This window comes from Micromonospora inyonensis (assembly GCF_900091415.1).
In the GTDB taxonomy this organism is placed as follows: Bacteria; Actinomycetota; Actinomycetes; order Mycobacteriales; family Micromonosporaceae; genus Micromonospora; species Micromonospora inyonensis.
The window spans coordinates 364,287-389,722 of record NZ_FMHU01000001.1 but is presented as its reverse complement, the minus strand read 5'-3'; the positions used below and the strand labels follow the sequence as shown (position 1 = coordinate 389,722).

Here is a 25,436-nt window from a genome sequence, read left to right as displayed (position 1 = left end):
CGAATCCCCCGACCGGACCCCATCCCGCGGAAGGATCCCGATGTACACCGTCCTGCGCCGCCCCGACTTCCGACTGCTCTTCGGCGCGCTGTTGGCGAGCATGACCGCCGAGTCGATCCTGATGCTCGCCCTGGCGATCTGGGTGAAGGACCTGACCGGTTCCGACCGGATGGCCGCTGCGGTGATCTTCGCGGTGGTCGCGCCGAAGATCCTCGCGCCGCTGATGGGGTGGGTCGTCGACCGGTACCGCCGCCGGCCCTTCTTCCTGGCCGCGAACGTGGTCACCGCCGCGCTGCTCACCCCACTGCTGACCGTCCGCGACTCCGGCGACGTGTGGATCGTCTACCTGGTCGGCGCGTTGTACGGCCTGTCGTCGATCGCGCTCGGCGCGGCGCTCAGCGGGCTGCTGCGCACCCTGCTCCCGCTCGGGCTGCTGGCCGAGGCGAACGCCGCCCTGCAGGCCGTACGCCAGACCCTGCGGCTGGGTGGCCCGCTGGTCGGGGCGGCGCTCTACGCCGTGGCCGGCGGCTGGGCGCTCACCGTCGTCGGCGTCAGCGGGTTCGTCACCGCCGCCGCCGTGGTGGGCCTGCTCCGGGTGGCCGAGCCCGCGCGGCCGCACCGGCTGGCGTGTGGCCTGACCGAACTGGGCGCCGGGCTGCGTCACCTCGGCACCGAGCCGGTGCTGCGCCGGGCCCTGCTCGGGTACGGCGCGGCCGCACTGGTGATCGGGTTCAGCGAGGCGCTGCTCTTCGCCTACGTCGAGCGGGGGCTGGCACGGCCCCCCACCTTCGTGGGCGTCCTGTTCAGCGTGCAGGGGGTGGGGGGCCTGGTCGGTGCGCTGCTCTCCCCGGTCGTGGTACGTCGCTTCGGTGAGGTCGGCTCGCTCGCCGCCGGGGTGGCGCTCTTCGGGACGGCGGCGCTGACCCTGACGTACCCGCGTCTCTGGCTCGCCGTCGCGGCGCTGCTGTTGGCCGGGCTGTCCCTCCCGCTGAGCTGGGTCGGGCTGCACACGCTGGTGCAGCGGCGGACCGGACCCGGCCTGCTCGGCCGGGCGACCGCCGCGACGGACGCACTGGTCAGCGGGCCGCAGGCGATCTCCATCGGCACCGGGGCGCTGCTGGTCGCGGTGCTCGACTACCGGCTGCTGTTCGCCCTCGTGGGCGTGGTGATGCTGGCCGCCGGGGCGTACCTGTGGCGGGCCCGGAGGTTCGCCCCGGCCCCGGCGGATCCGGCCCCGGCCCGGCCGGTCGTGCCCGCCCGGCGTCGCCCTCTGGCCGGTCCGGGTCGCTCCCGCCCGGCCCTGGACGTCGACCACGGCGTGGTCGCCTCGACCCGGGACGGGTGACGGCGGGCCCGGTGCCGGCGGCGCGGGACGGCGGAGCCGTCCCGCGCCGGTGCGCTCAGGCGCCGGCCAGGCTCGCGAGGTGCTGCTTGACCTGGTTGATCGAGGGGTTGGTGAGGGCGGAGCCGTCGGCGAAGCGCAGCGTGGGCACCGTCTGGTTGCCGCCGTTGACCTTCATCACGAACTCGGCCGCCGCCGGATCCTGCTCGATGTCCACCACCTGGTAGGCGATGCCCTCCCGGTCGAGCTGCGACTTCAACCGGTGGCAGTAGCCGCACCACGGCGTGGAATACATCGTCAACATCAGTCAGAACCTCCATCGGTCCACGGTCGGGCGGCTTCGCCCGCACAGGGTATCGGCTGCAACGTCCGGCGCGGCTGGGATGATTCCTCGTTGTGGGGGTGCACTCAGCGGCGGAACAGGTGCTGGCCGGGCTCGACCCCGAGCAGCGGACGGCGGTGACCGCGCCCGCCGGGCCGGTCTGCGTCCTGGCCGGCGCGGGCACCGGGAAGACCCGGGCGGTCACCTCCCGGATCGCGCACCGGGCGCTGACCGGGGCGATCTCGCCCCGGCACGTGCTCGCGGTGACCTTCACCGCGCGGGCCGCCGCCGAGATGCGCGCCCGGTTGACCGCGTTGGGCGTCGCGGGGGTGCAGGCGCGCACCTTCCACGCCGCCGCGCTGCGCCAGATGCGCTACTTCGCCCCCCGGCTGCTGCACGGCCGGGCCCTGCCCGAACTGCTGGACAGCAAGGTCCGGCTGGTCACCCTGGCCGCCGCCCGCGCCGGGCTGCGCACCGACCGGGCCGCCGCCCGGGACCTGGCCGGCGAGATCGAGTGGGCCAAGTCGTCCCTGGTCGAGCCGGGGGAGTACGTCGTCGCCGCGGCCAAGGCGCAGCGCGACACCCCGCACGAGCCGGCGAAGGTCGCCGAGGTCTTCGCCGCCTACGAGACGGTCAAGCGGGCCAACGGGGTGATCGACTTCGAGGACCTGCTCCGGGCCGCCGTCTGGGGGATCGAGGAGCACCCGGACGTCGCCGAACAGATCCGGGCCCAGTACCGGCACTTCGTGGTCGACGAGTACCAGGACGTGAACCCGTTGCAGCAGCGGCTGCTGGACGCGTGGCTGGGCGGCCGGGACGACCTCACCGTGGTCGGCGACGCCAGCCAGACCATCTACTCGTTCACCGGGGCCACGTCGGCGTACCTGGTCGACTTCCCCCGCCGCCACCGGGGCGCGACGGTGGTCCGGCTGGTCCGCGACTACCGCTCCACCCCGCAGGTGGTCGGACTGGCCAACGCGGTGATCGCCCAGGCGCGCGGCAGCGAGGCCCGGCTCCGGCTGGAACTGGTCGGACAGCGCCCGACCGGTCCCGAGCCGGAGCTGCGGATCTTCACCGACGAGCCGACCGAGGCGACGGCGGTCGCCACCCGCTGCCGGCAGCTCGTCGCCGCCGGCACGCCGGCCCGGGAGATCGCGGTGCTGTTCCGCACCAACGCGCAGTCCGAGGCGTACGAGAAGTCGCTCACCGAGGCCGGCGTCCCGTACGTGGTGCAGGGGGCGGAACGGTTCTTCGAGCGGGTCGAGGTGCGGCAGGCGATGGTGGCGCTGCGGGCGGCCACCCGCTCGATCCCCGGGGAGACCCCGCTGCCGGCCGCCGTGGTCGAGGCGCTCGCCGCGGTGGGCTGGGCCCCGGACGCCCCCCCGGCCGGCGGCGCGGTGCGGGAACGCTGGGAGGCGCTGGCCGCCCTGGTCCAGCTCGCCGAGGAGTACGCGGCCACCCCCCCGGTGCTGCCGATCGGCGAGGGCGCGGCGGTCGAACGGCCGGTCACCCTCGCCGCCTTCACCGAGGAACTGCACCGGCGGGCCGCCCAGCAGCACGTGCCCACCGTCGACGGGGTCACGTTGGCCTCCCTGCACTCGGCCAAGGGACTGGAGTGGGACGCGGTCTTCCTGGTCGGGCTCGCCGAGGGCACGCTGCCGACCGGGTACGCGAAGACCCCCGAGCAGGTCGAGGAGGAGCGGCGGCTGCTGTACGTCGGGATCACCCGGGCCCGGCAGTGGCTCTGGCTGTCGTACGCCTCGGCCCGCTCGCCGGGCGGGCGGAACCGGCGTCCCTCACGTTTCCTGCCGCAGCTCGACCGCACCGGCGGATCCGAACGGGCCGGCGCCGGCCCGGTTCCGCGCGCCGAGCGTCGCCGGAACGTGGTGGTCTCCTGCCGGATCTGCGGGGCGACCCTGCTCGCCGGTGGCGACCGCAAGCTCGGTCGCTGTCCGACGTGTCCGTCCGACGTGGACGAGGACCTGCTGGAACGGCTCCGGGACTGGCGGCAGCGGGTGGCCGGCACGCAACGGGTACCGGCGTACGTGGTTTTCACCGATGCGACCCTGACCGCCCTGGCCGAACGGCGGCCGGGCCGCCCCGAAGAGTTGATCGCTATCGCCGGGATCGGCCCCCGCAAACTGGGCCTCTACGGTGAGTCCGTGCTGGCCCTGGTGGGTGGCGCGACGGTCGACGCGATCTGCCCGAAAGAAAGTTTGGAAAACCCGTCGTAATTCGTTTGCCCTCGCGCCCGGAGGCGGCATAGCCTCAGAACACACCTCGCGGGCGGCCCATCGTGGCTGCTCACGGGGCGAGACCGAGTCGACAACGAGTGTGAGTGAAGGAGGTGGCACCGATGGAGAGCTTCGTCTACGAGCGTCCGGCGGCGCTGCCTGCTGCCCTCGCTCCGCTGTCGGCTGTCCGGGCCGCCCTGACCGTCGGGCTCCCGGTTCCGCAGGCGCACCAGACCCAGGATCAGGCCGAGCTGATTCTGACCGTCGCGCCGATCGGAAACGAGGGGACCAGTGGGTTCACGGGCAAGGGCGTCAAGGTCGCCATGAAGCGGCGTCTGGACGTCCGCGGTGTTCCACCTCGAGGGAGACCGGTCTGATCATCAGACCACCGGCTCACCTCGAGGCCGCGGAACCCGCTACCGGGATCCGCGGCCTCAGTTTTTTGTCCCGCCGAAGTACGTCGGAAATGCGATCCCCGGGATCGAAGTGAGAGAGAGGTGACCGGGCGATGAGTCTGGTGTTGGCCCCCCTCGACGTGAGCGTCGAGATGGAGGCGAACCTGCCCTGCCGGAAGTTCGACCCCGACCTGTGGTTCTCCGACTCGCCCACCGAACTGGAGCTGGCCAAGTCGCTCTGCGGGGACTGCCCGCTGCGCGTCGAGTGCCTCGCCGGTGCGGCCGAGCGGGCCGAGCCCTGGGGCGTCTGGGGTGGCGAGATCTTCGAGCGTGGCGCGGTCGTCCCGCGCAAGCGGCCCCGTGGTCGCCCGCGCAAGGAGGACGTAGCCCGGGATGCCGCGCTCCGGGTCGAGGCCGAGGCGCGGCTGGCGGCCAGTGGGCTGGCCACGTCCCGCAACACGGTCCGGCTGGCGGCCTGACATGAACCCGACCCGCGCTCGTGCCGGTGGCGCACCGGCAGCCAGCGAACTGATGAACCCGCACGTCCTGAACGGAGTCGCCGAGATGCAACTACTTCACGAAGCGTTGTCCAGGGCTCGAATGCGTCGGCCTCAGGCCGGTCGTACCACCACGAGCACTGAGGCAGCCCGATCCGCCCGTACCGTCGCCATGGCCAGCCGTCAGCGGTCGGCCCGCGAGTTGGGCGTTCTGTAACCACACCGAACCGCAGGGGGCGGTGGGCCGGCACCGGCCCACCGCCCCCCTGCGTCGTCGCTAGGCCGCCGGGGCGAACCCGGGGAGCCACCGTTCGAGGATGCCCCGGTAGGGGGCCTTCGCCTCCAGCTGGCAGAGCACCCCGATGGAGCCGAGCGTCACCCGGTGGATGAGCAGGTACGACGGGGGCAGATTGAGCTGCCGGCCCAACTGGTAGGCCGGTGACCGGGGGTTGGCGATCCGGGCCGCCTCCGCACGCAGCCAGGCCCGGGTGAACTGGAACTCCTCGGTCGCCACCGGCTCCAGCATCGGCCGGACGAAGTCCAGCACCGCCTGCGCGTCGATCGGCACGTTCGCCGGGACGAAGCCCTCCGTCCGTAGCCCTTCCACCACCGCGTCGGCCTCGCCGCGCAGGGAGAGCCCGGCGAGCCGGCCGATCGGCTCCGGCGTCCCTTCCGGCATCCGGGCCACCGCACCGAAGTCGATCACACCGAGCCGGCCGTCGGACAGCATCCGGAAGTTGCCCGGGTGCGGGTCGGCGTGCAGCAACCCGGCCCGCGCCGGGGCGGAGAGGTGCAGGACGGCCATCAGCCGGCCGGCCCGGTCGCGCTCCTGGGGGGTGCCCTCGCGGATGATCTGCGCCAGCGGGGTGCCCTCCACCCACTCGGTGACCAGCACCCGGGGCGCGGCGGCGACGACCGCCGGGATGAAGATCTCCGGGTCGTCCGCGTACGCCGCGGCGAAGGCCCGCTGCGACTCGGCCTCCAGCTCGTAGTCGAGTTCCTCGGTGATCCGTTCACGCAGCTCGGTGAGGAGGGGCTTGACATCCAGGCCGGGCTGGATGGCCCGGAACATGGCACCCAGCCGGGAGAGCTGCTTCAGATCGGCCAGGAGGGCGTCCCCGGCGCCCGGGTACTGGATCTTCACCGCGACGGACCGCCCGGTCGGGGTGGCCGACCTGCGTCGTCCGGTGGTCGGCTCCCGCCAGACCGCCCGGTGCACCTGGCCGATGCTGGCCGCCGCGGCGGGGGTGTCGTCGAACTCCAGGAACCGGTCCCGCCAGTCCGGCCCGAGCTGCTCGGCGAGCACCTTGTGCACGGTGGCCGCGGGCAGCGGCGGAGCCGCCTCCTGCAACTTGGTCAACGCCTGCCGGTACGGCGCGGCAACCTCCTCCGGCAGGGCGGCCTCGAACACCGACAGCGCCTGGCCGAACTTCATCGCCCCGCCCTTGAGCTGCCCGAGAACGCTGAACAGCTGTTCGGCGGTGCGTTGCTGGATCTCGGCGGAAATCACCTCGGAGGCGAGCCCTGTGACGCGCTTTCCCATGCCGAGGACGGTCCGCCCGGCGAAACCGAGCGGCAGTGCGGCGAGCTTGGCGGTCCGGGACACGGCCCGGCGCGGGATATCGGTCACCCGGCCATTGTTACCGACCGGACCGCCCCGCTGCTGCTCTGCGGCCGGGCCGGGGCCCGTGGGGTGGGTCTCCCCGGTCGCCGAGGCACCCACAGTCCGGATGTGGCGGCCAAACCCGCCGTCGGAAGCGACCGGCCCCGCCGACCTCGACGGCCGCGCCGACCGTCTCGGGAGTCCCGCCGTCGACATGGCTGAGCGCCTCCGCCGTGGCCAGGGCGACGGCGGCGAGGAGGGTGGCGACCCCACAGGCGGGGGTCGGGTCGTCGCCGGCGAGCTGGGCGGCGAGCCCGGGCCAGGCCGGATCCCGGTCCAGTCGGTGCCGGTCGAGGCAGTTGAGGCACGGCCCGGCCGGTGGCCGGACCAGGGGGCCGATCACCGGTACGCCGTCGCGCAGCGAGAGCATCAGGTGCGGCTGCCGGCGGCGGGCGAACCCGGCGGCGAGCAGCGCGGCCGGCCGGTCGACGCCCACCTGGACCACCAGGTCGGCGCGACGGCGTCGGACCGGACTGGTGACGGTGCCGGCTGCGGTACGGGCGATGGCGTCGGCCACCGCCTCGGCGGTGTGCCGCCCGACGTCACCGGGGAGGAGGCCGGTGCCGACCAGGTCGGCCGGGCGCACCCGACCGCCCAGATCGGGGTCGACGTGCCCGACGCCGGCCTGGGCCAGGGCCACGGCGACCGGACCACCGAGCCGCCCGGAGCCGGTGACCACCACCCGGGCGGCCCGCCGGCGCCGGAGCACCTGGGCGGGAGTGCCGGGCAGGTCGCCGGCGCCGAGGGCGAGCGCGCCCGCCTCGTCGCTCAGCCGCGCGCGGTCCGGGTCGGCGAGGCCGGTGGGGAGCAGGGTGTGCGCGGCGACCACCAGCCCGGCGGCGCGGAGCGTCTCCAGCAGGCTACGCGCGTCGTCGCGGTCGACCCGGATCCGGGTGGCGTGGTCGAGGATGTGTCGTTCGCTGTGCGCGCCGTCGAGCAGGTCGAGCAACCGGACGGCACGCGGGTTGGCCACCTCGAGCAGGACGGCTCGGGCGGGATCCAGGCCCAGTTGCAGCGTGTGCCGGTCGCGCCAGAGCCGGGTGAGGCCGGGCAGCAGCGTCGGGCGGAGAAGGGTGGCACGGGTCATGGTGACCAATGGTGACCGTATCCGGACGATCCGTCGATCGTTGTCCACAGCCCTGCGGCGCTTCCTCCAGGGTTATCCACAGGATGTGGTTGGTTGTCCACAGCCTGTTGGTGGCGCCGGCCCGTAACCGACGGCTGCGGTGCGGGGCCGGGTCACGGCGGGGAGGGGGCGACCCGCAGGGCCGCCCCCTCCCCGGTCGGTCTGATGGTCAGACCTTCGCCTTGCCGAGAATCCGGTTCACTGTTGTGCCGCAGACCGGGCACTTGCCCTTGGCCATGTTCATGCCGGTCTTGGAAACCTCGACCTTGCCCTCGAAGTCGCGCTTCTCCTTGCACTTGACGCAGTAACCGTTGTAGGTCTGGGCCTGGTCGGCCACGGTGCCCTCCTCGTTTCGTCCGCCGGTCGATGCCGGCGGCTACCCGGCGGCGGGCCTCGGCGGCTCCGGCGCTGGGGTCTTCTGCGCGGTCACGCTCGTAACCGCTGGTCCGGCGGACCCTACCCAGGTGCGGGTGGTTCCATGTCAGAGATCCATCGACACTGTGAGCTAGTCGACGTCGAGAGTGTGCATGGCGAATAAGGTCGGATAAGTGAGTTTGGCGGGGACACGCCGGGCGAACCGCCCCGAAGTGGCCGATGGGCACCCCTGGTGCAGCCGTCGCACCGAAGATCTCCTAACGTGGAGAGCCGCTCCGCGTCCGTCCAAGTCGCCACCCAGGGTGCTCGGATCGCCGTCCAGACCAGGAGCGGAGGGCCATCGGGACGGGTCCGCAAACATTTTTTTCGGACTGGACGCCATCAACCCGGAGTTTCCGGGCGCGTGTCGGTGGGTTGACCCTTGCGGACCCCTGGTCAGAACGCATTAGCTTTCCCATGTGGCAGGAACACGAGGCTGCGCAGGCCAGTGATGGCAGGCGCGCGGAAGCCCGTCGTCGAAGTGCGGCGCAGTCAGCGTCGGCGACGCACGGTGTCCGCGTACCGGGACGGGGAACGGGTGGTCGTCCTGATCCCCGACCAGTTCTCCCGGGCCGAGGAGACCGAGTGGGTCGACCGGATGCTCGCCCGACTCGCCGCGCGTGAGGGCAGACCGGTCCGCACCGACGCCGAGCTGCTCCAGCGAGCCGCCCGCCTGATCGACCTCTACCTGGCGGAACACGGCCCGGCAGCGGTTCCCGCGAGCGTCCGGTGGGTGACCAACCAGAACGGCCGCTGGGGGTCCTGCACCCCCGCCGACCGGACCATCCGCATCTCGCACCGGCTTCAGGACATGCCGGACTGGGTGATCGACTACGTACTTCTGCACGAGTTGGCCCACCTCATCGTGCCGAGCCACAACGCGTCCTTCTGGTCGTTGGTCTGCCGCTATCCCAAGGCCGAACGGGCCCGTGGCTACCTGGAGGGGGTCGCCTCGATGGCCGGGGTACCCCTGACCGACTGACCGTCTGCGCACCGCCGGTCGCGCCCTGCGCGCGGAGCACCGGACCCGGGCCGGCGGTGTCGGACCCGGCCCGGCACTGTCGGACACCCGGCCCGGCGGGTCGACGTCCTCGCGTGGATCACCGCCGGACCGGGGAACGTTAGGGTCGGACCGTGACCCGACGAGTGGTGGTGGCGTTGCTCGCCCCGGTGGCCTGGTCGCCGCCGGGTATCGACCCGGCCGACTGGCGACGTGCCCTGGCCGAGGACGTGGTGGACCTCCTCGCCACGCTCCAGGAAGTGGAGACCGCGGTCGCGGTGACGCCCGCGGACCGGCGGTTGGCCGACGCGGTGGTCTGGCCGGGTACCCCGGTGGTCGAGGTGCCGACACCGAGCGTCGGTGCGGTGCTCGCCGCGCTGGACGGGTACGACCAGGCCGCCGTGATCGCCGCCGACGCGCCGGACCTGCCGGGGCTCACCGTCGGCAAGCTGCTGCGCCCGTTGACCACCCGACCCGTCGCGGTGGCCCCGGTCGAGGGGGCCGGACCGGGACTGCTCGGTCTCGCCGCCCGGCTGCCGGCACCGGAGTGGCTGCCCGAGGTCGACCTGGACAGCGCCGTGCCCGCCGCGATCCGGGCCGTCGCCCCGCGCCCCGCCGACCTCGCCGTCACCGCCCCCTGGCGTCGGGTACGCGGCCCGGCCGACCTCGCCACCCTCGACCCGGCGGTGGAGGGGTGGGAGGCGACCCGGGCGCTGCTCACCACGGGAAACCACGCGGTCTGACCGCTCCAGGTGGTTGCAGGGGTCCCCTGCTCGACAAAAAGCGACTGCAAGGGGCCCCTGCTACCACCCAGCGGGGCGGCCCCGGACAGCACTCCGCCGGCCGGGCCGGGAGCGGGTGCCCCGGCGGCCGGCCGGCGGAAGAGGTGACCGGCCCGGTCAGGGGCGGTCGGTGTCCTGCGGCGGCGTCGCGTCGCCGCCCGGGGGCTGCTCCTCCGGGCCACCGGGCGCGGTGAAGTCGAACTCGTCCAGCTCGGCGAAGTCGAGCTGCGAGCGGGCGAAGGCCACTGGGTCGGCGAAGTCCTCGCCCGAGGGGAGCAGGTCGGGGTGCCCCCAGAGGGCGTCCCGGCCGGCGATGCCCCGGTGCTCGGTCAGCGCCGCCCAGAGTGCCGCCGCCTCGCGTAGCCGGCGCGGACGCAACTCCAGCCCGACCAGGGCGGCGAAGGTCTGTTCCGCCGGCCCACCGGCCGCTCGCCGCCGACGGAACGCCTCGCCGAGGGCGACCACGTCCGGCAGCCGGCCGCCGGCCGCGTCGTCGACCACGTGGCAGACCCATCCCTCGACCAGGGCCAGGGCGGTCTCCAGGCGGGCCAGGGACGCCTTCTGCGCCGGGGTGTCCTCCGGCGTGAAGATGCCCTCCAGGGCGATCGCCCGCATCGACTCCGGGTCGGTCGGGTCGACCCGGCCCATCGCCTCCTCGATCGCCTCCCGGTTGACCCGGATGCCGGCGGCGTACGTCTCGACGGAGCTGAGCACGTGCCCGCGCAGCCACGGGACGTGCTGGAAGAGGCGCTGGTGGGCGGCCTCGCGCAGGGCGACGTAGAGGCGTACCTCGTCCTCGGGCAGCTCCAGGCCCTCGCCGTACTGCTTGATGTTGGCCGGGATGAGGGCGGCCGTGCCGGCCGGACCGAGCGGGAGACCGATGTCGCCGGCGGAGAGCACCTCGGCGGCCAGCGAGCCGAGTGCCTGACCGAGCTGCCCACCGAAGAGCGCCCCGCCCAGCGTGGCGACCATCGACTGCATCGGGCCGAGCTGGGCGCGCGCCTCCGGTGGCACGAGGTCGCCCATCGCACCCACCATCCGGCTGGCCACCGGGTCGCAGAGCTTGCGCCAGACGTCGAGGGTCTTGTAGATCCACTCGTTGCGGTTCCAGGCGACCGGGGTCTGGATGCCCGACGGCCACGACGAGGCCGGCTCCAGCCAGAGGTCCGCCAGGCGCAGCGCCTCCTCGACGGCGTTGCGTTCGTACGGCGTGACGGCCGGGTCGCCGGCGGCGGCGAGCTGGCTGGCCGCCACCTGACGGGCCAGGTCCCAGTTGACCGGCCCACTGCCCGGCGCCGAGAGCAGGTGCTGCAGCTGGCTCATGAACTGCTGCATCTGCGCGGGGTCGTTGGGGTCTGGTGGTTGCCCACCCGGGAGCGCGAAGCCGAACGGAATATCAGGCACGGGTCTACGGTACGCGCGGGGTGCCCCTGGTCGCCGGCACCGGCGTTGCGCTGAGGGCGAAGTCGGCAGGCGGAATCCGCCCGCTCGTCCGCCCCGGCCGGTCGCCGACCGGTCGGTACGCTCTGCCGCATGAGACGTCGCGGTGTCACGGTTCTGCTCGGTGCTCTGCTCACCACCCTGCTCAGCATCGGAGTACTCGCGGCGCCGATCCCGTACGTGGTGCTCGGCCCGGGGCCGACCGTCGACACCCTCGGTACGCAGGACGGCGAGGAGATCATCAAGGTCGACGGCCGGGAGACCTCCACCTCGGCGGGACAGCTCCGGCTGACCACCGTGGGTGTGCAGCCGTCGGTGAAGCTGCGGTCGGCGATCGCCGGCTGGTTCTCGCCGGAACGGGCGGTGGTGCCCCGGGAACTGGTCTACCCGCCGGGGCAGAGCCGTGAGCAGGTCGAGGAACGTAACGCCGAGGAGTTCACCGCGTCGCAGACCAGCGCCGAGACCGCCGCGCTGCGGGAACTGGGCTACCCGGTCCAGGTGGTCGTCCGGACGGTGACCGCGGACGGTCCCTCCGCGGGGCGGCTCCAGGCCGGCGATCTGATCAGTTCGGTGGACGGCAAGCCGGTGACCAGCGCGAACGGGCTGACCGAGCTGATCCGCGCCCGTCCGGCCGGCTCGACGCTCGCCATCGGCTACAGCCGGGGCGGGGCCACCGGCACGGCCACCGTGACCAGCCGGGAGCAGGACGGCCGTCCGCGCATCGGGATCGAGATCGAGCAGCGGCAGCCGCACCCGTTCACCCTGGAGATCGACCTCGGGGACATCGGCGGGCCGAGCGCCGGACTGATGTTCGCGCTGGGGATCGTGGACAAGCTGGACCCCGACGACCTGACCGGCGGTCGGGTCATCGCCGGCACCGGCACCATCGACGACGAGGGCCGGGTGGGCGCGATCGGCGGCATCGCCCAGAAACTGGTGGGCGCCAAACAGGCCGGGGCGGCGGTCTTCCTGGTGCCGGAGGAGAACTGCGCCGAGGCGCTGAGCAACCCCCAGCCCGGGTTGCCGCTGGTCAAGGTGGGCAGTCTGGACGAGGCGCTGACCGCCCTGGAGACGCTGCGCGCCGGAGGTGAGCCGACCCGCTGCTGACCGTCGGTCGTCGGTGGGGCCGAGGGACGTCGACCGGACCGGGGACGTCCGGCCGAACCGTGACCGTCAGCGCCGCGACCTTGACCGGAAGTGTCCAGGAACACCACGTACTCTTGTGGCCTGGTCGGATCCGGTCACAACGAGCGTGCGGAGCCAAACAGTGGTCAAGCGTAGTGCCCCCCTGCCCAGGATGAGCCGACGCGGGCGCGTCACGATCGGGGTCCTGATCGGGGTGTTCGTACTCTTCACCCTGCTCGGCTGGGGTGTCCAGGCGTGGACGGACTGGCTCTGGTTCGACGAGGTCGACTACACCCAGGTCTTCACCGGCGTGCTGGTCACCCGGCTGCTGCTCTTCCTCGCCGTCGGCCTGGGCATGGCGGCGGTGGTCGGCGGCAACCTGTGGCTGGCCCACCGGCTGCGCCCCGGGCTGCGACCGCACTCCGCCGAGCAGGCCACCCTGGAGCGGTACCGGATGGTCCTCGGGCCGCGCATCGGCACCTGGATCCTGGCGGTCAGCGCCGTGGTGGCGCTCTTCGCCGGGCTCTCGGCGCAGAGCCGGTGGAGCCAGTGGCTGCTCTTCCGTAACGGCGGGGACTTCGGCGTCAAGGACCCGGAGTTCGGGGTCGACGTCGGCTTCTACGTCTTCCAGCTGCCGTTCCTGCGGTACCTGCTCGGGGTGGGCTTCACCGCCGTGGTGCTGGCGGTGATCGGCGCGCTGGCCGTGCACTACGTCTTCGGCGGCGTGCGGCTCCAGGGCGTCGGCGACCGGATGGCCAACGGCGCCCGAGCCCACCTGACCACCCTGGTCGCGGTCTTCGTCCTGCTCAAAGCAGCCGCGTACGTGCTGGACCGGCGGGCGATGCTGCTGGAGTACAACGACAGCGCCAAGCTCTACGGCGCCGGGTACGCCGACGTCAACGCGCTGCTGCCGGCCAAGGAGATCCTCGCCTACATCTCGATCGTGGTGGCCATCGCGATCATCGTCTTCTCCAACGCGGTGATGCGGAACCTGGTCTGGCCGGGCGTCTCGCTCGCCCTGCTGGGCCTGTCGGCGGTGGCGATCGGCGGCATCTACCCCTGGGCGGTGCAGACCTTCGAGGTCAAGCCGAGCGCCCGGGACAAGGAGGCCCCGTACATCCAGCGCAGCATCGACGCGACCCGGACGGCGTTCAGCCTGAACGACACGAAGACCACGCCGTACGGGGCGAACAACCTCACCCCGCCGGCCACGCTCGCCACCGACAAGGCCGTGGTGCCGAACGCCCGGCTGCTCGACCCGCAGCTGGTCTCCGAGACGTACACCCAGTTGCAGCAGGTGCGAGGCTTCTACGACTTCGGCCCGAAGCTCGACATCGACCGGTACACGGTGGGCGGCCAGACCCGGGACTACGTGGTCGGCATCCGTGAGATCAACTACGGCGAGCTGACCGACCAGCAGAGCAACTGGATCAACCGGCACACCGTTTACACCCACGGTTTCGGGCTGGTCGGGGCCCCGGCCAACCAGGTCGTCTGTGGTGGGCAGCCGTTCTTCGTCTCCGGCTTCCTCGGGGAGAAGGAGCAGGAGCGCTGCTCCGCGCAGACCGACCAGATCCCGACCGAGCAGCCCCGGATCTACTACGGCGAGCGGATGACCGCCGACGACTACGCGATCGTCGGGCAGACCGACGAGGGCCGTAACGCCGAGTTCGACCGGCCGACCCCGACCACCGGTGGCGAGCAGTACTACACGTACACCGGCTCCGGCGGGGTGGAGATCGGTTCGTTCACCCGCCGGCTGCTCTACGCGATCAAGGAGCAGGAGTCGAACTTCCTCCTCTCCGAGGCAGTCAACGAGAACTCGAAGCTGCTCTACGTCCGCAACCCCCGGGACCGGGTGGAGAAGGTCGCCCCGTTCCTCACCATCGACGGCGACCCGTACCCGGCGGTGGTCGGCGGGCGGGTCCAGTGGATCATCGACGCCTACACCACGTCGGCCACCTATCCGTACGCCGAGCGGGTGAACCTGCAACGGGAGACCACCGACGAGCTGACCGGCCGGGGCACGTTCCAGCTCGCCCGGGAGAACGTCAACTACATCCGCAACTCGGTCAAGGCGACCGTCGACGCGTACGACGGCACGGTCCGGCTCTACGAGTTCGACGAGTCCGACCCGGTGCTGAAGGCGTGGAACAAGGCGTTCGGCGGTGACCTGGTGACGCCGAAGTCGGAGATCCCGGCCGAGCTGGCGGCACACTTCCGCTACCCGGCGGACCTGTTCAAGGTGCAGCGCAACCTGCTGACCCGCTTCCACGTCACCGACCCGGGCGACTTCTACTCCGGCCAGGACTTCTGGCAGGTGCCGAACGTGCCGGACAACCCGGACAGTGAGCAGAAGCAGCCCCCGTACTACCTCTACACCCAGCTTCCCGAGCAGGACGCGCCGCGCTTCCAGCTCACCTCGGCGGTCACCCCGAACGGCCGGCAGAACCTCGCCGCGCTGATCTCCGGTTCCTACGTCGACGGGCAGCCCCGGCTGGAGGTCCTGGAGCTGCCGGACCAGACCCGGGTCTCCGGTCCGGTCCAGGTGCACCAGCAGATGACCAACAACGCGACCATCCGTACCGAGCTGAACCTGCTCACCTCGAACCAGGCGCAGGTGCAGTACGGCAACCTGCTCTCACTGCCCTTCGGCAACGGGATGCTCTACGTCGAGCCGGTCTACGTGAAGAGCAACCAGGAGGACGCGTACCCGCTGTTGCAGAAGGTGCTCCTCTCCTACGGTGACGGCGGCTCGTACGTGGTGCTCGCCAACACCCTGGAGGACGGCATCAAACAGCTCGTCGAGCAGGGCAAGAAGGCGACTCCGGGCACCCCGCCGCCGGCCGGGGACGGCGGGAGTCCGCCTCCGCCGTCCGGTGGCGAAACCCCGCCTGCGCCGAGCGGCGAACTGGCCGAGGCCGCGCAGCGGGTGCAGACCGCCATCGCGGAGGTGCGGGCCGCGCAGACCTCCGGCGACTTCGAGCGGTACGGCCGGGCGCTGAAGGCCCTGGACGAGGCGATCACCGCCTTCCAGCGGGCACAGCAGGCGGCGGCCCCGGCCTCGCCCGCGCCGGGCGCCAGTCCGTCCGCCCCGGCACCGAGCGGCAGCCCGTCCCCCTCGACGCCACCGAGCCCGACCGGCTGATCCGTCGGCCGCCGGCGACCCGATGGTGGCAGGGGCACCTTCCGACCGTTTCGTGCGGAGGAGGGTGCCCCTGCAACCATGAGGGGGCCGTTTTGCGGGTTCGCGCCGGCTTGCGCTAGGGTTAGTGAGTCGACGCGGGGTGGAGCAGCTCGGTAGCTCGCTGGGCTCATAACCCAGAGGTCGCAGGTTCAAATCCTGTCCCCGCTACCACGACGAACGGCCCTCCGGTACTCACCGGAGGGCCGTTCGGGTTTTCGGCCGCGCTCGCCCGGCTTTCTGGCCACGCTGTCCGGTCTCCTGCCTCTGCGCTCCGGTGCCGTCCGAGGCCGGCTCGGCCAGGCTCCGGATCTGCCCGGGCCCCGCTGCCGCAGCGTGGGTCATCCGGTGCCTGACCTGGCGGAAGCGGCCGGTGCGGACCCCGCCGGATGCGAGGGTCGGGCATGCGATAGAGTGGTCGTACCGACGCGGGGTGGAGCAGCTCGGTAGCTCGCTGGGCTCATAACCCAGAGGTCGCAGGTTCAAATCCTGTCCCCGCTACCACGAAAGAAGGACCCTCGGACAGCTTCCGAGGGTCCTTCTTCATGTCGGCCCCTGCCCTGCCCCTGCACCGGCGAGGCGATCGACGTGCCGTTCTTGCCCTCCTCGGCGAGGATGGGGGCATGTCTTCCTGGAACAGATGGTGGGGCCGGCTCAGTGCCGTCCTCGGTGCGGTGGTGCTCTCCGTGTTCGTGCCGGTCGCCGCCTGGGCGTCCACCGGCCCCGGTGAGCTGGTCGTGGAGGCCGCGCGGCGGCGGTCCCGCGGCGGTGGTGGGTTCGGTCTGATCGGCCTGCTCTGCTGCCTCGTGGTGGCGGCAGTGGTCGTGCTGCTGCTGATCAGGATGATGCGCGGCCGGCGCGGCCCCGGCCCTCGCTGAGCCGGCTCGGGCGGGCCGCGCGGCGGCCCGCCCGCCGGTGATGTGCCGCCACGGCGGCAGGTCAGGCCGCCAACGCGGCGGCGGCCTGCGCCACGAACAGCCAGGCGGCGGCGCGGATGGTCGACCGCCCGGACTGTACGGACTCGGCGGCGGTGACCAGCAGGCCGCGGATCCGGGCGTGCCCGGTCGGCGGGGGCGGTGGTGCGGTGCCGAACGTGTCGGCCACGCTGAGCTCGAAGGTCGCCGAGGTCCGGACCGAGGTGTCCCGGATGGTCGGCTCCACGAACTTGCGGATGTTGAGGTGCGGGCTGAGACCCCGGTCGTAGCCGAGCACCCGGCCGGCGTCCACGTTCGTGGTGAGGAAGTTGATCACGTCGGCCACCACGTCCGGGTGACGGGTGCCCCGGAAGCCCGCCCAGTACATCGAGGCCCGCGCCCACTGCGCGGCCGCCGGGCCGGGGCAGCTGACGATGCCCAGCTCGTCCCGGCTGTGGCGCTGGAGTTCGACCAGCTGGTTCGACCAGGCGAACGAGGCGGCGGTGTGCCCGGTGACCACGAGCTGGCGGGCCGGTTCGCCGCCGTTCGCCTGCTGCACCAGCGCCGCGCTCGGGGTGGCCCGGGCGGCCCGTGCCCGCTGCCACAACTCGAACCAGTCGATCAGCTCGGGGGAGTCGAACCCGAGCTTGCGCCCCTGGTAGAACTCGTTGCCCCGGGACCTCAACCAGAGCCAGAGTGCCCGGTGGTCACCGGAGGGGTCCATGGTGCCGGCGACCCTGCCGTCACTGGCCCGGGTCACCCGGGCCGCCCAGGTGAGGTATTCCGGGTAGCTCATCCCGCTGCGCGGCGCGGGCTCGCCCAGCCCGCGCAGCAGGGTCCGGTTGAAGACCAGCCCGGCCGAGTTCTGCGCGGCGGCCACCGCCATGGTGCGTCCCGCGACCTGGCCGTACCGGACGAGCCCCTCGGGCAGGCCGCTCAGGTCGAGCCGACGGTCGGCGGCGTACCCGGTCAGGTCCAGCAGGATGTCGCGCCGCGCGTACTCGGTGAGGAAGGTGTCGTCGATCTGGAACAGGTCCGGGACGTTGCCCCCCACCGCCTGGGTGGCGAGCCGCTCGTAGTAGCCGTCGAGGCCCTGCCAGGTCACCCGGAAGGTCACCCGGGGGTTCCGGTCGGAGTAGAGCCGTAGCGCCTGCTCGGTCAACTGGGCGCGGCGTGCGCTGCCCCACCAGAACACCGACAGCTCGACCGGGCCGCTCTCGACCAGGGCCGCCGGTTCGCTCCGGCAGCCGGTCAGCCCGCCGGTCGCGACGACCGGGAGGCCGAGCAGGCCGGCGAGCACCCGCCGTCGCCCCGGGTCGACGCCGGGGCGACGGGCGGTCGGGTACGGGGCTGCGGGCACGGTCGACTCCTGGACGCCGGGTTGGATTCGGATCATTCACCCAGGTGACGCGGGGAGGTGTCAACGTCCGGCGGGACCGGACCTCCGGCCCGGAAAGCCGGGGTGCCGAGCGGTGACCGGTACGGCCCACGGTGTGTGGTGCGGCGGACGGGGGCACGGGGCGCCTGACGCCGCGTGGTCTACTAGGCCGCGTGGAACTACTGCACTCCGGCAAGGTACGGGACGTCTACGCCGACGGGGACGCCCTCGTCCTCGTCGCCTCGGACCGGATCTCCGTCTACGACGTGGTGCTGCCGACCCCCATCCCCGACAAGGGACGGCTGCTCACCGCGCTCTCGGTCTGGTGGTTCGAGCAACTCGCGGACATCGTCCCGAACCACGTCGTCTCCACCACGGACGTGCCGGCCGAGTTCGCCGGGCGGGCGATCCGCTGCCGCCGGCTGGACATGGTCCCGGTCGAGTGCGTCGCCCGGGGTTACCTGACCGGGGGCGGCCTGGCCGAGTACGAGCGCACCGGCGCCGTCTCCGGGGTCGCGCTGCCCCGCGGGCTGGTGGAGGCGTCGATCCTGCCCGAGCCGATCTTCACGCCGTCGACCAAGGCGCCGATGGGGGAGCACGACGAGCCGATCACCTACGAGCAGGTGGCGGCGAAGGTCGGGCCGGAGACCGCCGAGCGGCTGCGGCAGATCACCATCGACGTCTACCGCCGGGGCGCGGAGATCGCCGCCGACCGGGGGATCCTGGTCGCCGACACCAAGATCGAGCTGGGCTGGGCGCCGGACGGCACCCTCGTCCTCGCCGACGAGGTGCTCACCTCGGACTCGTCGCGGTTCTGGCCGGCCGAGTCGTACCAGCCGGGCCGGCCCCAGTTCTCCTACGACAAGCAGTACGTCCGGGACTGGGCGGCCGGCAGCGGCTGGAACAAGCAGGCTCCGGCCCCCGAGGTGCCGGCCGAGGTGGTAGAGGCGACCCGGGCCCGCTATGTGGACGTCTACGAGAAGCTGACCGGCAACCGCTGGCAGTGACGTCGACGCGCGCGGGGTGCGCCCCACGCGGATCGACCGGCCGGTGCGCGGCGGACGCGGACCGGCCAGCGGGAAAGCGCTCGGCCGGCGGGTGCTCAGTCGACCCAGTCGAGGGTGCGCTGCACGGCCTTGTGCCAGTTGCGCAGCTCCCGCTCGCGGTGGTCGGCGTCCATGCCGGGCGTCCACTGCGCGTCGGAGCGCCACTGCCCGCGCAGGGTGGCCAGGTCCGGCCAGAAGCCGACCGCCAGGCCGGCCGCGTACGCGGCGCCGAGGCAGGTGGTCTCGGTGATCCGGGAGCGCACCACCGGTACGTCCAGCACGTCGGCGAGGAACTGCATGAGCAGCGCGTTGCCGGTCATCCCGCCGTCCACCCGCAGCCGGCGCAACGCCACGTCGGAGTCGGCGTTCATCGCGTCCACCACGTCCCGGGTCTGCCAGGCGGACGCCTCCAGCACCGCCCGGGCCAGGTGCCCCTTGGTGATGTAGCCGGTCAGCCCGGCGACGACCCCCCGGGCGTCGCTGCGCCAGTACGGCGCGAACAGCCCGGAGAAGGCCGGGACGACGTAGCAGCCGCCGTTGTCGTCGACGGTGCGGGCCAGTTCCTCCACCTGGGGAGCGGTGGAGATCAGCCCGAGGTTGTCCCGGAGCCACTGCACCAGTGACCCGGTGACCGCGATCGCCCCCTCCAGCGCGTACGCCGCCGGCTGCTCGCCGATGCGGTAGGCGACCGTGGTGAGGAGACCGTGGCCCGACGGCACCGGGCTGGCTCCGGTGTTGAGCAGCAGGAAGCTGCCGGTGCCGTAGGTGCACTTGGCCTCGCCGGGCTGGAAGCAGGTCTGCCCGAACAGGGCGGCCTGTTGGTCGCCGAGGGCACTGGCCACCGGCACCCCGGCGAGGACGCCGGTGGCGGTGCCGTACACCTCGGCGGAGGAGCGGATCTCGGGCAGCACGCCGCCCGGTACGCCCAGCGCGTCGAGCAGTTCCGGATCCCAGTCGAGGGTGGTGAGGTCCATCAGCATGGTCCGGCTGGCATTGGTCACGTCGGTGACGTGCCGGCCGGTGAGCTTCCAGATCAGCCAGCTGTCCATGGTGCCGAAGAGCACCTCACCGGCCACGGCGCGGTCCCGCAGCCCGTCGATGTGGTCGAGCAGCCAGCGCAGCTTCGGCCCGGCGAAGTAGGTGGCCAGCGGCAGGCCGGTGCGGGAGCGGAACAGCTCCTCGTCCAGCTTCCGCAGGATCGGCTCGGTGCGGGTGTCCTGCCAGACGATCGCGTTGGCGACCGGACGACCGGTGGCGCGGTCCCAGACGAGGGTGGTCTCCCGCTGGTTGGTGATGCCGACCGCGGCGAGCCCGTCCGGGCCGATGCCGGCCGCCGCGAGCGCCTCGCCGACCACCCGCTCGACGTTGGCCCAGATCTCCTCGGCGTCGTGCTCCACCCAGCCGGGCCGGGGGAAGACCTGCCGGTGCTCGCGCTGGGCGACGGCGACGATCCCGCCGGCCCGGTCGAAGACGATGCACCGGGAGGAGGTGGTGCCCTGATCGATGGCGGCGACGTGTTGCGGGGTCACCCGGAGCACCGTACCCGGGCCGGGCCGGCCGCGTCAGTCCCCGTGGCCGGTGGGCTGCGGGGACTGGAGGGCGGTGCTGATCCGTACGGTGGTGCCGGCCGTGCCGGTCTCCACCTGCATGGTGTCGCTCAGTTCCCGGGCCAGCCAGAGTCCCCAGCCCCCGGCGGTCTCCGGCGCGGGTCGACGCCGGTCGTGCAGGCGCTGGGCGCTGATCCCCTGACCGTGGTCGGAGACCTCGCAGAGCATGCTCTCCGCCTGCCGCCACAGCCGCAGCCAGCCCTGGCCGCCACCGTGCCGGACGGCATTGGTGATCAGTTCGTTGACCGCGAGCACGAAGTCGTCCAGGCGTTGGCCGGACAGTCCGGCGGCATGCGCGCAGGAGGTGACGGAGTGTCGCAACTCCGTCACCTGGGCCTGGGCGAAGGCTTCGGCGATCAGCAGGGAACGTTCGATGGGCACCACCGTACGCGGTGCGGAGCGTTCGGCGTTCGTCATGGCCCGTACCGCCGCTGAGTTCTCGAGGTTTTTCGTGGTATTTCTACCCTACGTGATGGTATGACGTGGGGCTCGTCACCAGTCCGATGGCGGTGCTCCGCCGGTGTGGCATCCTGCTGCCCATGCCGACCCCGCCCGGCGGGCTGGAGGTGCCGCTCTGGCGGGCCATCGCCGTCTACCGCGTCGCCGCCCTGGGGTACGCCTGCGTGGTCGTCCTGCGCGACCTCCACCGGTACGACCACCCGCTGGCCGCATGGCCGGTGTTGGCGGCGATGGCCGGCTGGACGGCGACCACCGCGTACGCGTACGCCCGGCCGACCTGGCGGGGGTGGCCGCTGCTCCTGGCCGACCTCGGCGTCGTCCTCGGAATCCTGCTGCTCAGCCCCTGGGTGGTCGGGCGCGAGGCGCTGACCGCCGGGGTGCCCGCCCTCGCCGTCGCCTGGCTCGGCGGCCCGGTGCTGGCGTGGGCGGTCTCCGGCGGCCGGCGGCGGGGTGTGGTGGCCGCGCTGGCGCTCGGCGCCGGTGACCTCCTGGTCCGTGGCTGGATCACCCCGTCGGCGCTGAACGGCGCGGTTCTGCTGCTGCTCGCCGGGGTGGTGGTGGGGCACGTGGCCCGGCTGGCCGTGACCGCCGGGGAACGGTTGCAACGGGCGGTCGAGATCGAGGCGGCGAGCCGGGAGCGGGAACGGCTCGCCCGGAACATCCACGACTCGGTGCTCCAGGTGCTCGCCCTGGTGCAGCGGCGCGGTGCGCACCTCGACGGCGAGGCCGGCGAACTCGCCCGGCTCGCCGGTGAGCAGGAGGCGGCCCTGCGCACCCTGATCGCCACCGGCCCGCCGGCTGCCCGGCCGTCCTCCGCCCCACCGGCCGCCCGGTCGTCCTCCGAGCCGTTGGTGCGCGACCTGCGGGACCTGCTCCGCCGATTCGCCGGGCCGACGGTGTCGTTGGCCGCCCCGGCCACGCCGGTGCCGCTGCCGGCGCACGCCGCGAAGGAGGTGGCCGCCGCCGTAACGGCGGCCCTGGACAACGTCGCCCGGCATGCCGGCGGCCGGGCCTGGGTGCTGCTGGAGGACGAAGGGGCGCTGGTGCGGGTCTCGATCCGCGACGCCGGACCGGGTATTCCCGCCGGCCGGCTGGACGAGGCCGCCGCCCAGGGTCGCCTCGGCGTGGCCCAGTCCATCCGGGGACGCCTCGCCGACCTCGGTGGGACCACCACGATCACCTCCGTCCCCGGTGAGGGCACCGAGATCGAGTTGGTGCTGCCGCGCCCGTGAGACACACCCGTCCGGTCGGCCCGGTGCGGCGGGCCGACCGGACGGGGCGCTGTCCCGGACGGCGGCCTAGGGTGGCGGGATGAGCGAGGTCGAGGCGGTCCGGGTGATGGTTGTCGACGACCATCCGATGTGGCGGGACGGGGTGGCGCGGGACCTCACCGAGGCCGGTCACCTCGTGGTGGCCACCACCGGCGAGGGACACCAGGCCGTCCGGATCGCACCCGCCGCCCGACCCGACGTCGTCGTCCTCGACCTGCACCTGCCCGACGCGGGTGGGGTGGAGGTGATCCGGGGCCTGCGGGCCGCGCTGCCCGAGGTGCGGGTGCTGATGCTCTCCGCCAGCGGTGAGGAGCAGGACGTGCTGGAGGCGGTGAAGGCCGGCGCCACGGGGTACCTGCTCAAGTCGGCCGCGGCGGGGGAGTTCCTGGACGCGGTCCGGCGCACCGCCCTCGGCGAGGCCGTCTTCACGCCGGGTCTCGCCGGCCTGGTGCTCGGCGAGTACCGCCGGCTGGCCGCCGGGCCCGGGGCACCGGCCGACGACGACGGCGCACCCCGGCTCACCGAACGGGAGACCGAGGTGCTGCGCCTGGTGGCCAAGGGCCTGTCGTACAAGCAGATCGCCGCGCGGCTGGGCCTGTCGCACCGTACGGTGCAGAACCACGTGCAGAACACGCTGGGCAAGCTGCACCTGCACAACCGGGTCGAGCTGACCCGGTACGCCATCGCCCGGGGCCTCGACGACTGAGCCCGGGCGACGGCGGCGGGCCTGTGGTCAGTGCGCCTCCGGCGGGCGGGTCTCGTGGATGGCCAGTTCCTCGGCGCTCGCCCCGCCCCCGGCCGCCCCGGCGTCGTACGCCACGGAATCGCTCTCGCTGTCGCTGCGTACCCCCTCGTCCGGCTCGACCAGCCGGCCGACCTGGGCGTCGGCGACACTGCCGAGCTGCCCGTGGTCGTAGAGGGAGACCGGGGAGTGCGGGTCGGAGGTGGGGCCGGGTTCCATCACGTCGGCATCGAGCTGGGCCTGCGCGGCGGCCTCCTCGCTGTCCGCCTCGGCCGCGATGTCCGGGTCGACCGGGCCGGCCAGCGGGTCGTCCGCCGGACGCTCGTACTGTTCCCGGTCGAGCTTGTAGTCCAGCGACTCGCCGTCCCGCTGCTCCTCGGCGGTGGACCCGAACCGGTCCACGGCCACCGGCGTACGGTCACCGGGCAGCTGGGCCGGCTCCGGACCGTCCGCCTCGCGACCGGTCTCGACGTCGTCGTTGGCGGTGGAGTCGTCGTCGGCGGTGTCGGGCAGGCCCTCCGCCTCGGGGTCGGACACGGGGGTCGGGTACTCGTCGTCGCGCATGGTTGATCCCTACCCGCTGCCCACCCGGCGTAACCGCGCCCGGCCCGCCGACACGGACCCGGAAGGGGACTTAGCCGGCCAGAGCGGCCTCGTCCTCCCCGTCCAGGACGGCCCAGACCAGTTTTCCCTCCGGTAGCGGCGTGCAACCCCAGCGGCGCGACACGGTGTCGATCAGCAGCAGTCCCCGGCCGCCGGCCGACGTCAGCGGGGCGACCCCGGAGAACCGGGGCGTGTGCGGGGAGTGGTCCCGGACGGCCAGCCGCAGCACGTGGTGGCCGGGAGCGAGCCGTACCGTCATCGGGGTCCGGGCGTGGGCCACCACGTTGTTGACCATCTCGGTGACCGCGATGGCCCCCGGTTCGATCAGGTCGGGCAGACCCCACCGGGCGCAGCCGTCGGCGACCAGCTCGCGGGCCTGTCGGGCCGCGCCGACCGAGGGCGGCAGGTCGGCGGTGACCGCGCCGTCGGAGGGCAGCCCGGCGAGTGCCACCTCCGGACTCGGCCAGACCGGCGCCCCGTCGACCGTCCAGCCGCCGGCCGGATCGCAGACCAGCAGGTCCGCCGCGGGCCAGTCGGCGACCGCCCGGCGGACCTCGCTGAAGACCGCGCGGGCGGTGGGGTCGGTGATCCGGAGTTCGGAGAGGTCCACCACCACCGGGCCGGCGTGGTCGCCGAGCCGGGTGAGGAGGGCGGACCGGACCGTTTCCGCGTTGGTGTGGTCGAGCCACCCGGTCAGCCGGACCAGTGCGGATCCGTCCGTCTCCACCTGGCACTGCGCGTCCCTCGGCATAGTCGCCCTATTGTGCACGCCCCCAATGGGACGCGCATGTGGTCGGTCCGGCGGTGAACTCACGGCTCTGACCGGGCACGGCGGGTCAGGACGGCCACGGTGCCGGCGGCCAGGCCGAGCGCGGTACCCACCCGGACCAGGTGCCGGCGGCGACCGTGCCAGCCGCCCTCCAGCTCGGCCGAGGCGTCGGCCCGGAACACGTTGCCGCTGTCGTCGGGGTGCGTCGCCGGCCCGAGCTGGGCGCGGGCGGCATACCAGCCGAGGGCCCGTTCCGCCAGCGCCGGGGCCAGCCGCCACTGGAGGCCGAGCAGGCGGGCGGCCCCGCCCGCGTACGCCTCCCGCCGGGGTCGGCGGATCAGCCGGACGATCGTCTCCGCCACCAGGTCGGGCGGATAGACCGGCGGGGGCGGGGTCAGCTTTCGGCCGGTGTGGTTGGCCGCGTGCGCGAAGAACGGGGTGTCGATGCTGGCCGGCAGCACCGTGCAGATCGAGACGACGTGCCGCCCGGTGACCCGCAGCTCCTGCCGTACCGTGTCGGCGAACCCCCGGATGCCGTGTTTCGTGGCGTTGTACGCCGACTGGTACGGCATCGCCACCTCGGCCAGCACGGACGCGTTGTTGACCACCACCCCGCCGCCGCCCGCGAGCAGGTGCGGCAGCGCGGCCCGGGTGCCGTGCACCACGCCGAGCAGGTTGACCTCGACCACCCGGCGGAACTCGTCGACCGGGATCTCGTCGAACAGCCCCACCGCGCTGACCGCCGCGTTGTTCACCCAGGCGTCGATCCCGCCGAACTCCGCCGCCGCGCGGGCGGCGAGGTGCCCGACCCGCACCGGGTCGGTGACGTCGGTGGGGACGGCCAACGCTCGCGCCCCCAGCCGCCGGCAGCGTTCGGCCACCTGTTCCAGGGCGTCCGCGCTGCGCGCGGCGAGCACCACGCCCGCGCCCCGGCGGGCCAGGGCGCAGGCGGTCGCCGCGCCGATGCCGCTGGAGGCACCGGTGACCACCACTGTCGAATCATCGAGGCTGCGGGTGAGAGGCATCTTCAGCCGGTACCCCCGCCGACCGGTTGCATACCTGTCCGCAGCGATTCTTCCGCTTTGCGGGTTTGGTCTGACCCATCCGGGCGGGGGTAGCGGGG

Annotated in this window: 23 protein-coding genes and 2 tRNA genes; 14 read left to right on the top strand and 11 right to left on the bottom strand. The window is 73.1% G+C overall.

What is annotated here, in order from left to right; genetic code table 11:
* Positions 1–40 precede the first annotated feature (40 nt).
* Entirely contained in the window at positions 41–1,345 is a 1,305-nt protein-coding gene (locus GA0074694_RS01525) for an MFS transporter (RefSeq protein ID WP_091451260.1), read from the top strand.
* Between the two features lie 55 nt (positions 1,346–1,400).
* Here GA0074694_RS01525 and GA0074694_RS01520 read toward each other — a convergent pair whose 3' ends face one another.
* Entirely contained in the window at positions 1,401–1,646 is a 246-nt protein-coding gene (locus GA0074694_RS01520) for a mycoredoxin (RefSeq protein WP_091451256.1), read from the bottom strand.
* 92 nt (positions 1,647–1,738) lie between these two features.
* Here GA0074694_RS01520 and GA0074694_RS01515 point away from each other — a divergent pair, with 92 nt between their 5' ends.
* The 3 genes from GA0074694_RS01515 (at position 1,739) to GA0074694_RS01505 (ending at position 4,772) form a co-directional block, all read left to right on the top strand.
* Positions 1,739–3,898, top strand: a complete 2,160-nt coding sequence (locus GA0074694_RS01515; protein WP_091451253.1) for an ATP-dependent DNA helicase UvrD2 — start codon at positions 1,739–1,741, stop codon at positions 3,896–3,898.
* Positions 3,899–4,020: 122 nt separating this feature from the next.
* Positions 4,021–4,275, top strand: a complete 255-nt coding sequence (locus GA0074694_RS01510) for a hypothetical protein (RefSeq protein WP_091458489.1) — start codon at positions 4,021–4,023, stop codon at positions 4,273–4,275.
* A 131-nt stretch (positions 4,276–4,406) separates the two neighbouring features.
* Positions 4,407–4,772 carry a WhiB family transcriptional regulator gene (locus GA0074694_RS01505; protein ID WP_091451250.1) on the top strand — a complete coding sequence of 122 codons (366 nt, stop codon included), beginning with the start codon at positions 4,407–4,409 and terminating at the stop codon, positions 4,770–4,772.
* 295 nt (positions 4,773–5,067) lie between these two features.
* On the opposite strand, the gene GA0074694_RS01495 is transcribed toward GA0074694_RS01505, so the two are convergent.
* The 3 genes from GA0074694_RS01495 to GA0074694_RS31325 all read right to left on the bottom strand — a co-directional run bounded on the left by GA0074694_RS01495 (position 5,068) and on the right by GA0074694_RS31325 (position 7,916).
* Positions 5,068–6,420 carry an ABC1 kinase family protein gene (locus GA0074694_RS01495; RefSeq protein WP_091458485.1) on the bottom strand — a complete coding sequence of 451 codons (1,353 nt, stop codon included), beginning with the start codon at positions 6,418–6,420 and terminating at the stop codon, positions 5,068–5,070.
* A gap of 10 nt (positions 6,421–6,430) precedes the next feature.
* Positions 6,431–7,540, bottom strand: a complete 1,110-nt coding sequence (locus GA0074694_RS01490) for a TOMM precursor leader peptide-binding protein (protein ID WP_091458487.1) — start codon at positions 7,538–7,540, stop codon at positions 6,431–6,433.
* 208 nt (positions 7,541–7,748) lie between these two features.
* On the bottom strand, positions 7,749–7,916 hold the full coding sequence (locus tag GA0074694_RS31325; RefSeq protein WP_170107818.1) for a DUF5679 domain-containing protein: 168 nt from the start codon (positions 7,914–7,916) through the stop codon (positions 7,749–7,751).
* Positions 7,917–8,444: 528 nt separating this feature from the next.
* Here GA0074694_RS31325 and GA0074694_RS01485 point away from each other — a divergent pair.
* A complete protein-coding gene (locus tag GA0074694_RS01485) occupies positions 8,445–8,975 on the top strand; it encodes a M48 metallopeptidase family protein (protein WP_091451243.1) in 531 nt (176 codons plus the stop codon).
* Between the two features lie 152 nt (positions 8,976–9,127).
* Complete coding sequence (locus GA0074694_RS01480; protein ID WP_091451240.1) at positions 9,128–9,736, top strand: hypothetical protein; 609 nt, start codon at positions 9,128–9,130, stop codon at positions 9,734–9,736.
* A 156-nt stretch (positions 9,737–9,892) separates the two neighbouring features.
* Here GA0074694_RS01480 and GA0074694_RS01475 read toward each other — a convergent pair whose 3' ends face one another.
* Positions 9,893–11,110 carry a zinc-dependent metalloprotease gene (locus GA0074694_RS01475; RefSeq protein ID WP_091451236.1) on the bottom strand — a complete coding sequence of 406 codons (1,218 nt, stop codon included), beginning with the start codon at positions 11,108–11,110 and terminating at the stop codon, positions 9,893–9,895.
* A gap of 198 nt (positions 11,111–11,308) precedes the next feature.
* Here GA0074694_RS01475 and GA0074694_RS01470 point away from each other — a divergent pair, with 198 nt between their 5' ends.
* The 5 genes from GA0074694_RS01470 to GA0074694_RS01450 all read left to right on the top strand — a co-directional run bounded on the left by GA0074694_RS01470 (position 11,309) and on the right by GA0074694_RS01450 (position 16,402).
* Entirely contained in the window at positions 11,309–12,322 is a 1,014-nt protein-coding gene (locus tag GA0074694_RS01470) for a YlbL family protein (protein ID WP_091451233.1), read from the top strand.
* A gap of 160 nt (positions 12,323–12,482) precedes the next feature.
* The gene (locus GA0074694_RS01465) at positions 12,483–15,488 is read left to right on the top strand and encodes a UPF0182 family membrane protein (protein ID WP_091451231.1); all 3,006 of its coding nucleotides are present in this window, start codon (positions 12,483–12,485) and stop codon (positions 15,486–15,488) included.
* A 133-nt stretch (positions 15,489–15,621) separates the two neighbouring features.
* Positions 15,622–15,698: transfer RNA gene (locus GA0074694_RS01460), tRNA-Met, on the top strand.
* A gap of 253 nt (positions 15,699–15,951) precedes the next feature.
* Positions 15,952–16,028: transfer RNA gene (locus GA0074694_RS01455), tRNA-Met, on the top strand.
* 119 nt (positions 16,029–16,147) lie between these two features.
* Complete coding sequence (locus tag GA0074694_RS01450; protein ID WP_091451229.1) at positions 16,148–16,402, top strand: hypothetical protein; 255 nt, start codon at positions 16,148–16,150, stop codon at positions 16,400–16,402.
* Between the two features lie 61 nt (positions 16,403–16,463).
* Here GA0074694_RS01450 and GA0074694_RS01445 read toward each other — a convergent pair whose 3' ends face one another.
* Complete coding sequence (locus GA0074694_RS01445) at positions 16,464–17,834, bottom strand: ABC transporter substrate-binding protein (RefSeq protein ID WP_091451226.1); 1,371 nt, start codon at positions 17,832–17,834, stop codon at positions 16,464–16,466.
* A gap of 155 nt (positions 17,835–17,989) precedes the next feature.
* On the opposite strand from GA0074694_RS01445, the gene GA0074694_RS01440 reads away from it, so the two are divergent.
* The gene (locus tag GA0074694_RS01440) at positions 17,990–18,823 is read left to right on the top strand and encodes a phosphoribosylaminoimidazolesuccinocarboxamide synthase (RefSeq protein WP_091451223.1); all 834 of its coding nucleotides are present in this window, start codon (positions 17,990–17,992) and stop codon (positions 18,821–18,823) included.
* A gap of 95 nt (positions 18,824–18,918) precedes the next feature.
* Here GA0074694_RS01440 and glpK read toward each other — a convergent pair whose 3' ends face one another.
* Both glpK and GA0074694_RS01430 read right to left on the bottom strand, forming a co-directional pair.
* Positions 18,919–20,391 carry a glycerol kinase GlpK gene (gene glpK, locus GA0074694_RS01435; RefSeq protein WP_091451219.1) on the bottom strand — a complete coding sequence of 491 codons (1,473 nt, stop codon included), beginning with the start codon at positions 20,389–20,391 and terminating at the stop codon, positions 18,919–18,921.
* 33 nt (positions 20,392–20,424) lie between these two features.
* A complete protein-coding gene (locus GA0074694_RS01430; protein ID WP_091451215.1) occupies positions 20,425–20,886 on the bottom strand; it encodes an ATP-binding protein in 462 nt (153 codons plus the stop codon).
* Positions 20,887–21,008: 122 nt separating this feature from the next.
* On the opposite strand from GA0074694_RS01430, the gene macS reads away from it, so the two are divergent.
* Both macS and GA0074694_RS01420 read left to right on the top strand, forming a co-directional pair.
* On the top strand, positions 21,009–22,160 hold the full coding sequence (macS, locus tag GA0074694_RS01425; RefSeq protein ID WP_091458483.1) for a MacS family sensor histidine kinase: 1,152 nt from the start codon (positions 21,009–21,011) through the stop codon (positions 22,158–22,160).
* Between the two features lie 79 nt (positions 22,161–22,239).
* Positions 22,240–22,905 (top strand): response regulator, encoded by a 666-nt coding sequence (locus tag GA0074694_RS01420; RefSeq protein ID WP_091451213.1) that lies wholly within the window; start codon positions 22,240–22,242, stop codon positions 22,903–22,905.
* A gap of 27 nt (positions 22,906–22,932) precedes the next feature.
* On the opposite strand, the gene GA0074694_RS01415 is transcribed toward GA0074694_RS01420, so the two are convergent.
* From GA0074694_RS01415 to GA0074694_RS01405, 3 genes are all read right to left on the bottom strand, one after another.
* The gene (locus GA0074694_RS01415) at positions 22,933–23,505 is read right to left on the bottom strand and encodes a DUF5709 domain-containing protein (protein ID WP_091451210.1); all 573 of its coding nucleotides are present in this window, start codon (positions 23,503–23,505) and stop codon (positions 22,933–22,935) included.
* Positions 23,506–23,575: 70 nt separating this feature from the next.
* The gene (locus GA0074694_RS01410; RefSeq protein WP_091451207.1) at positions 23,576–24,295 is read right to left on the bottom strand and encodes an ATP-binding protein; all 720 of its coding nucleotides are present in this window, start codon (positions 24,293–24,295) and stop codon (positions 23,576–23,578) included.
* Between the two features lie 59 nt (positions 24,296–24,354).
* Positions 24,355–25,338: an SDR family oxidoreductase gene (locus GA0074694_RS01405; protein ID WP_091451205.1), complete on the bottom strand. Its 984-nt coding sequence runs from the start codon at positions 25,336–25,338 to the stop codon at positions 24,355–24,357.
* Positions 25,339–25,436: the final 98 nt, after the last annotated feature.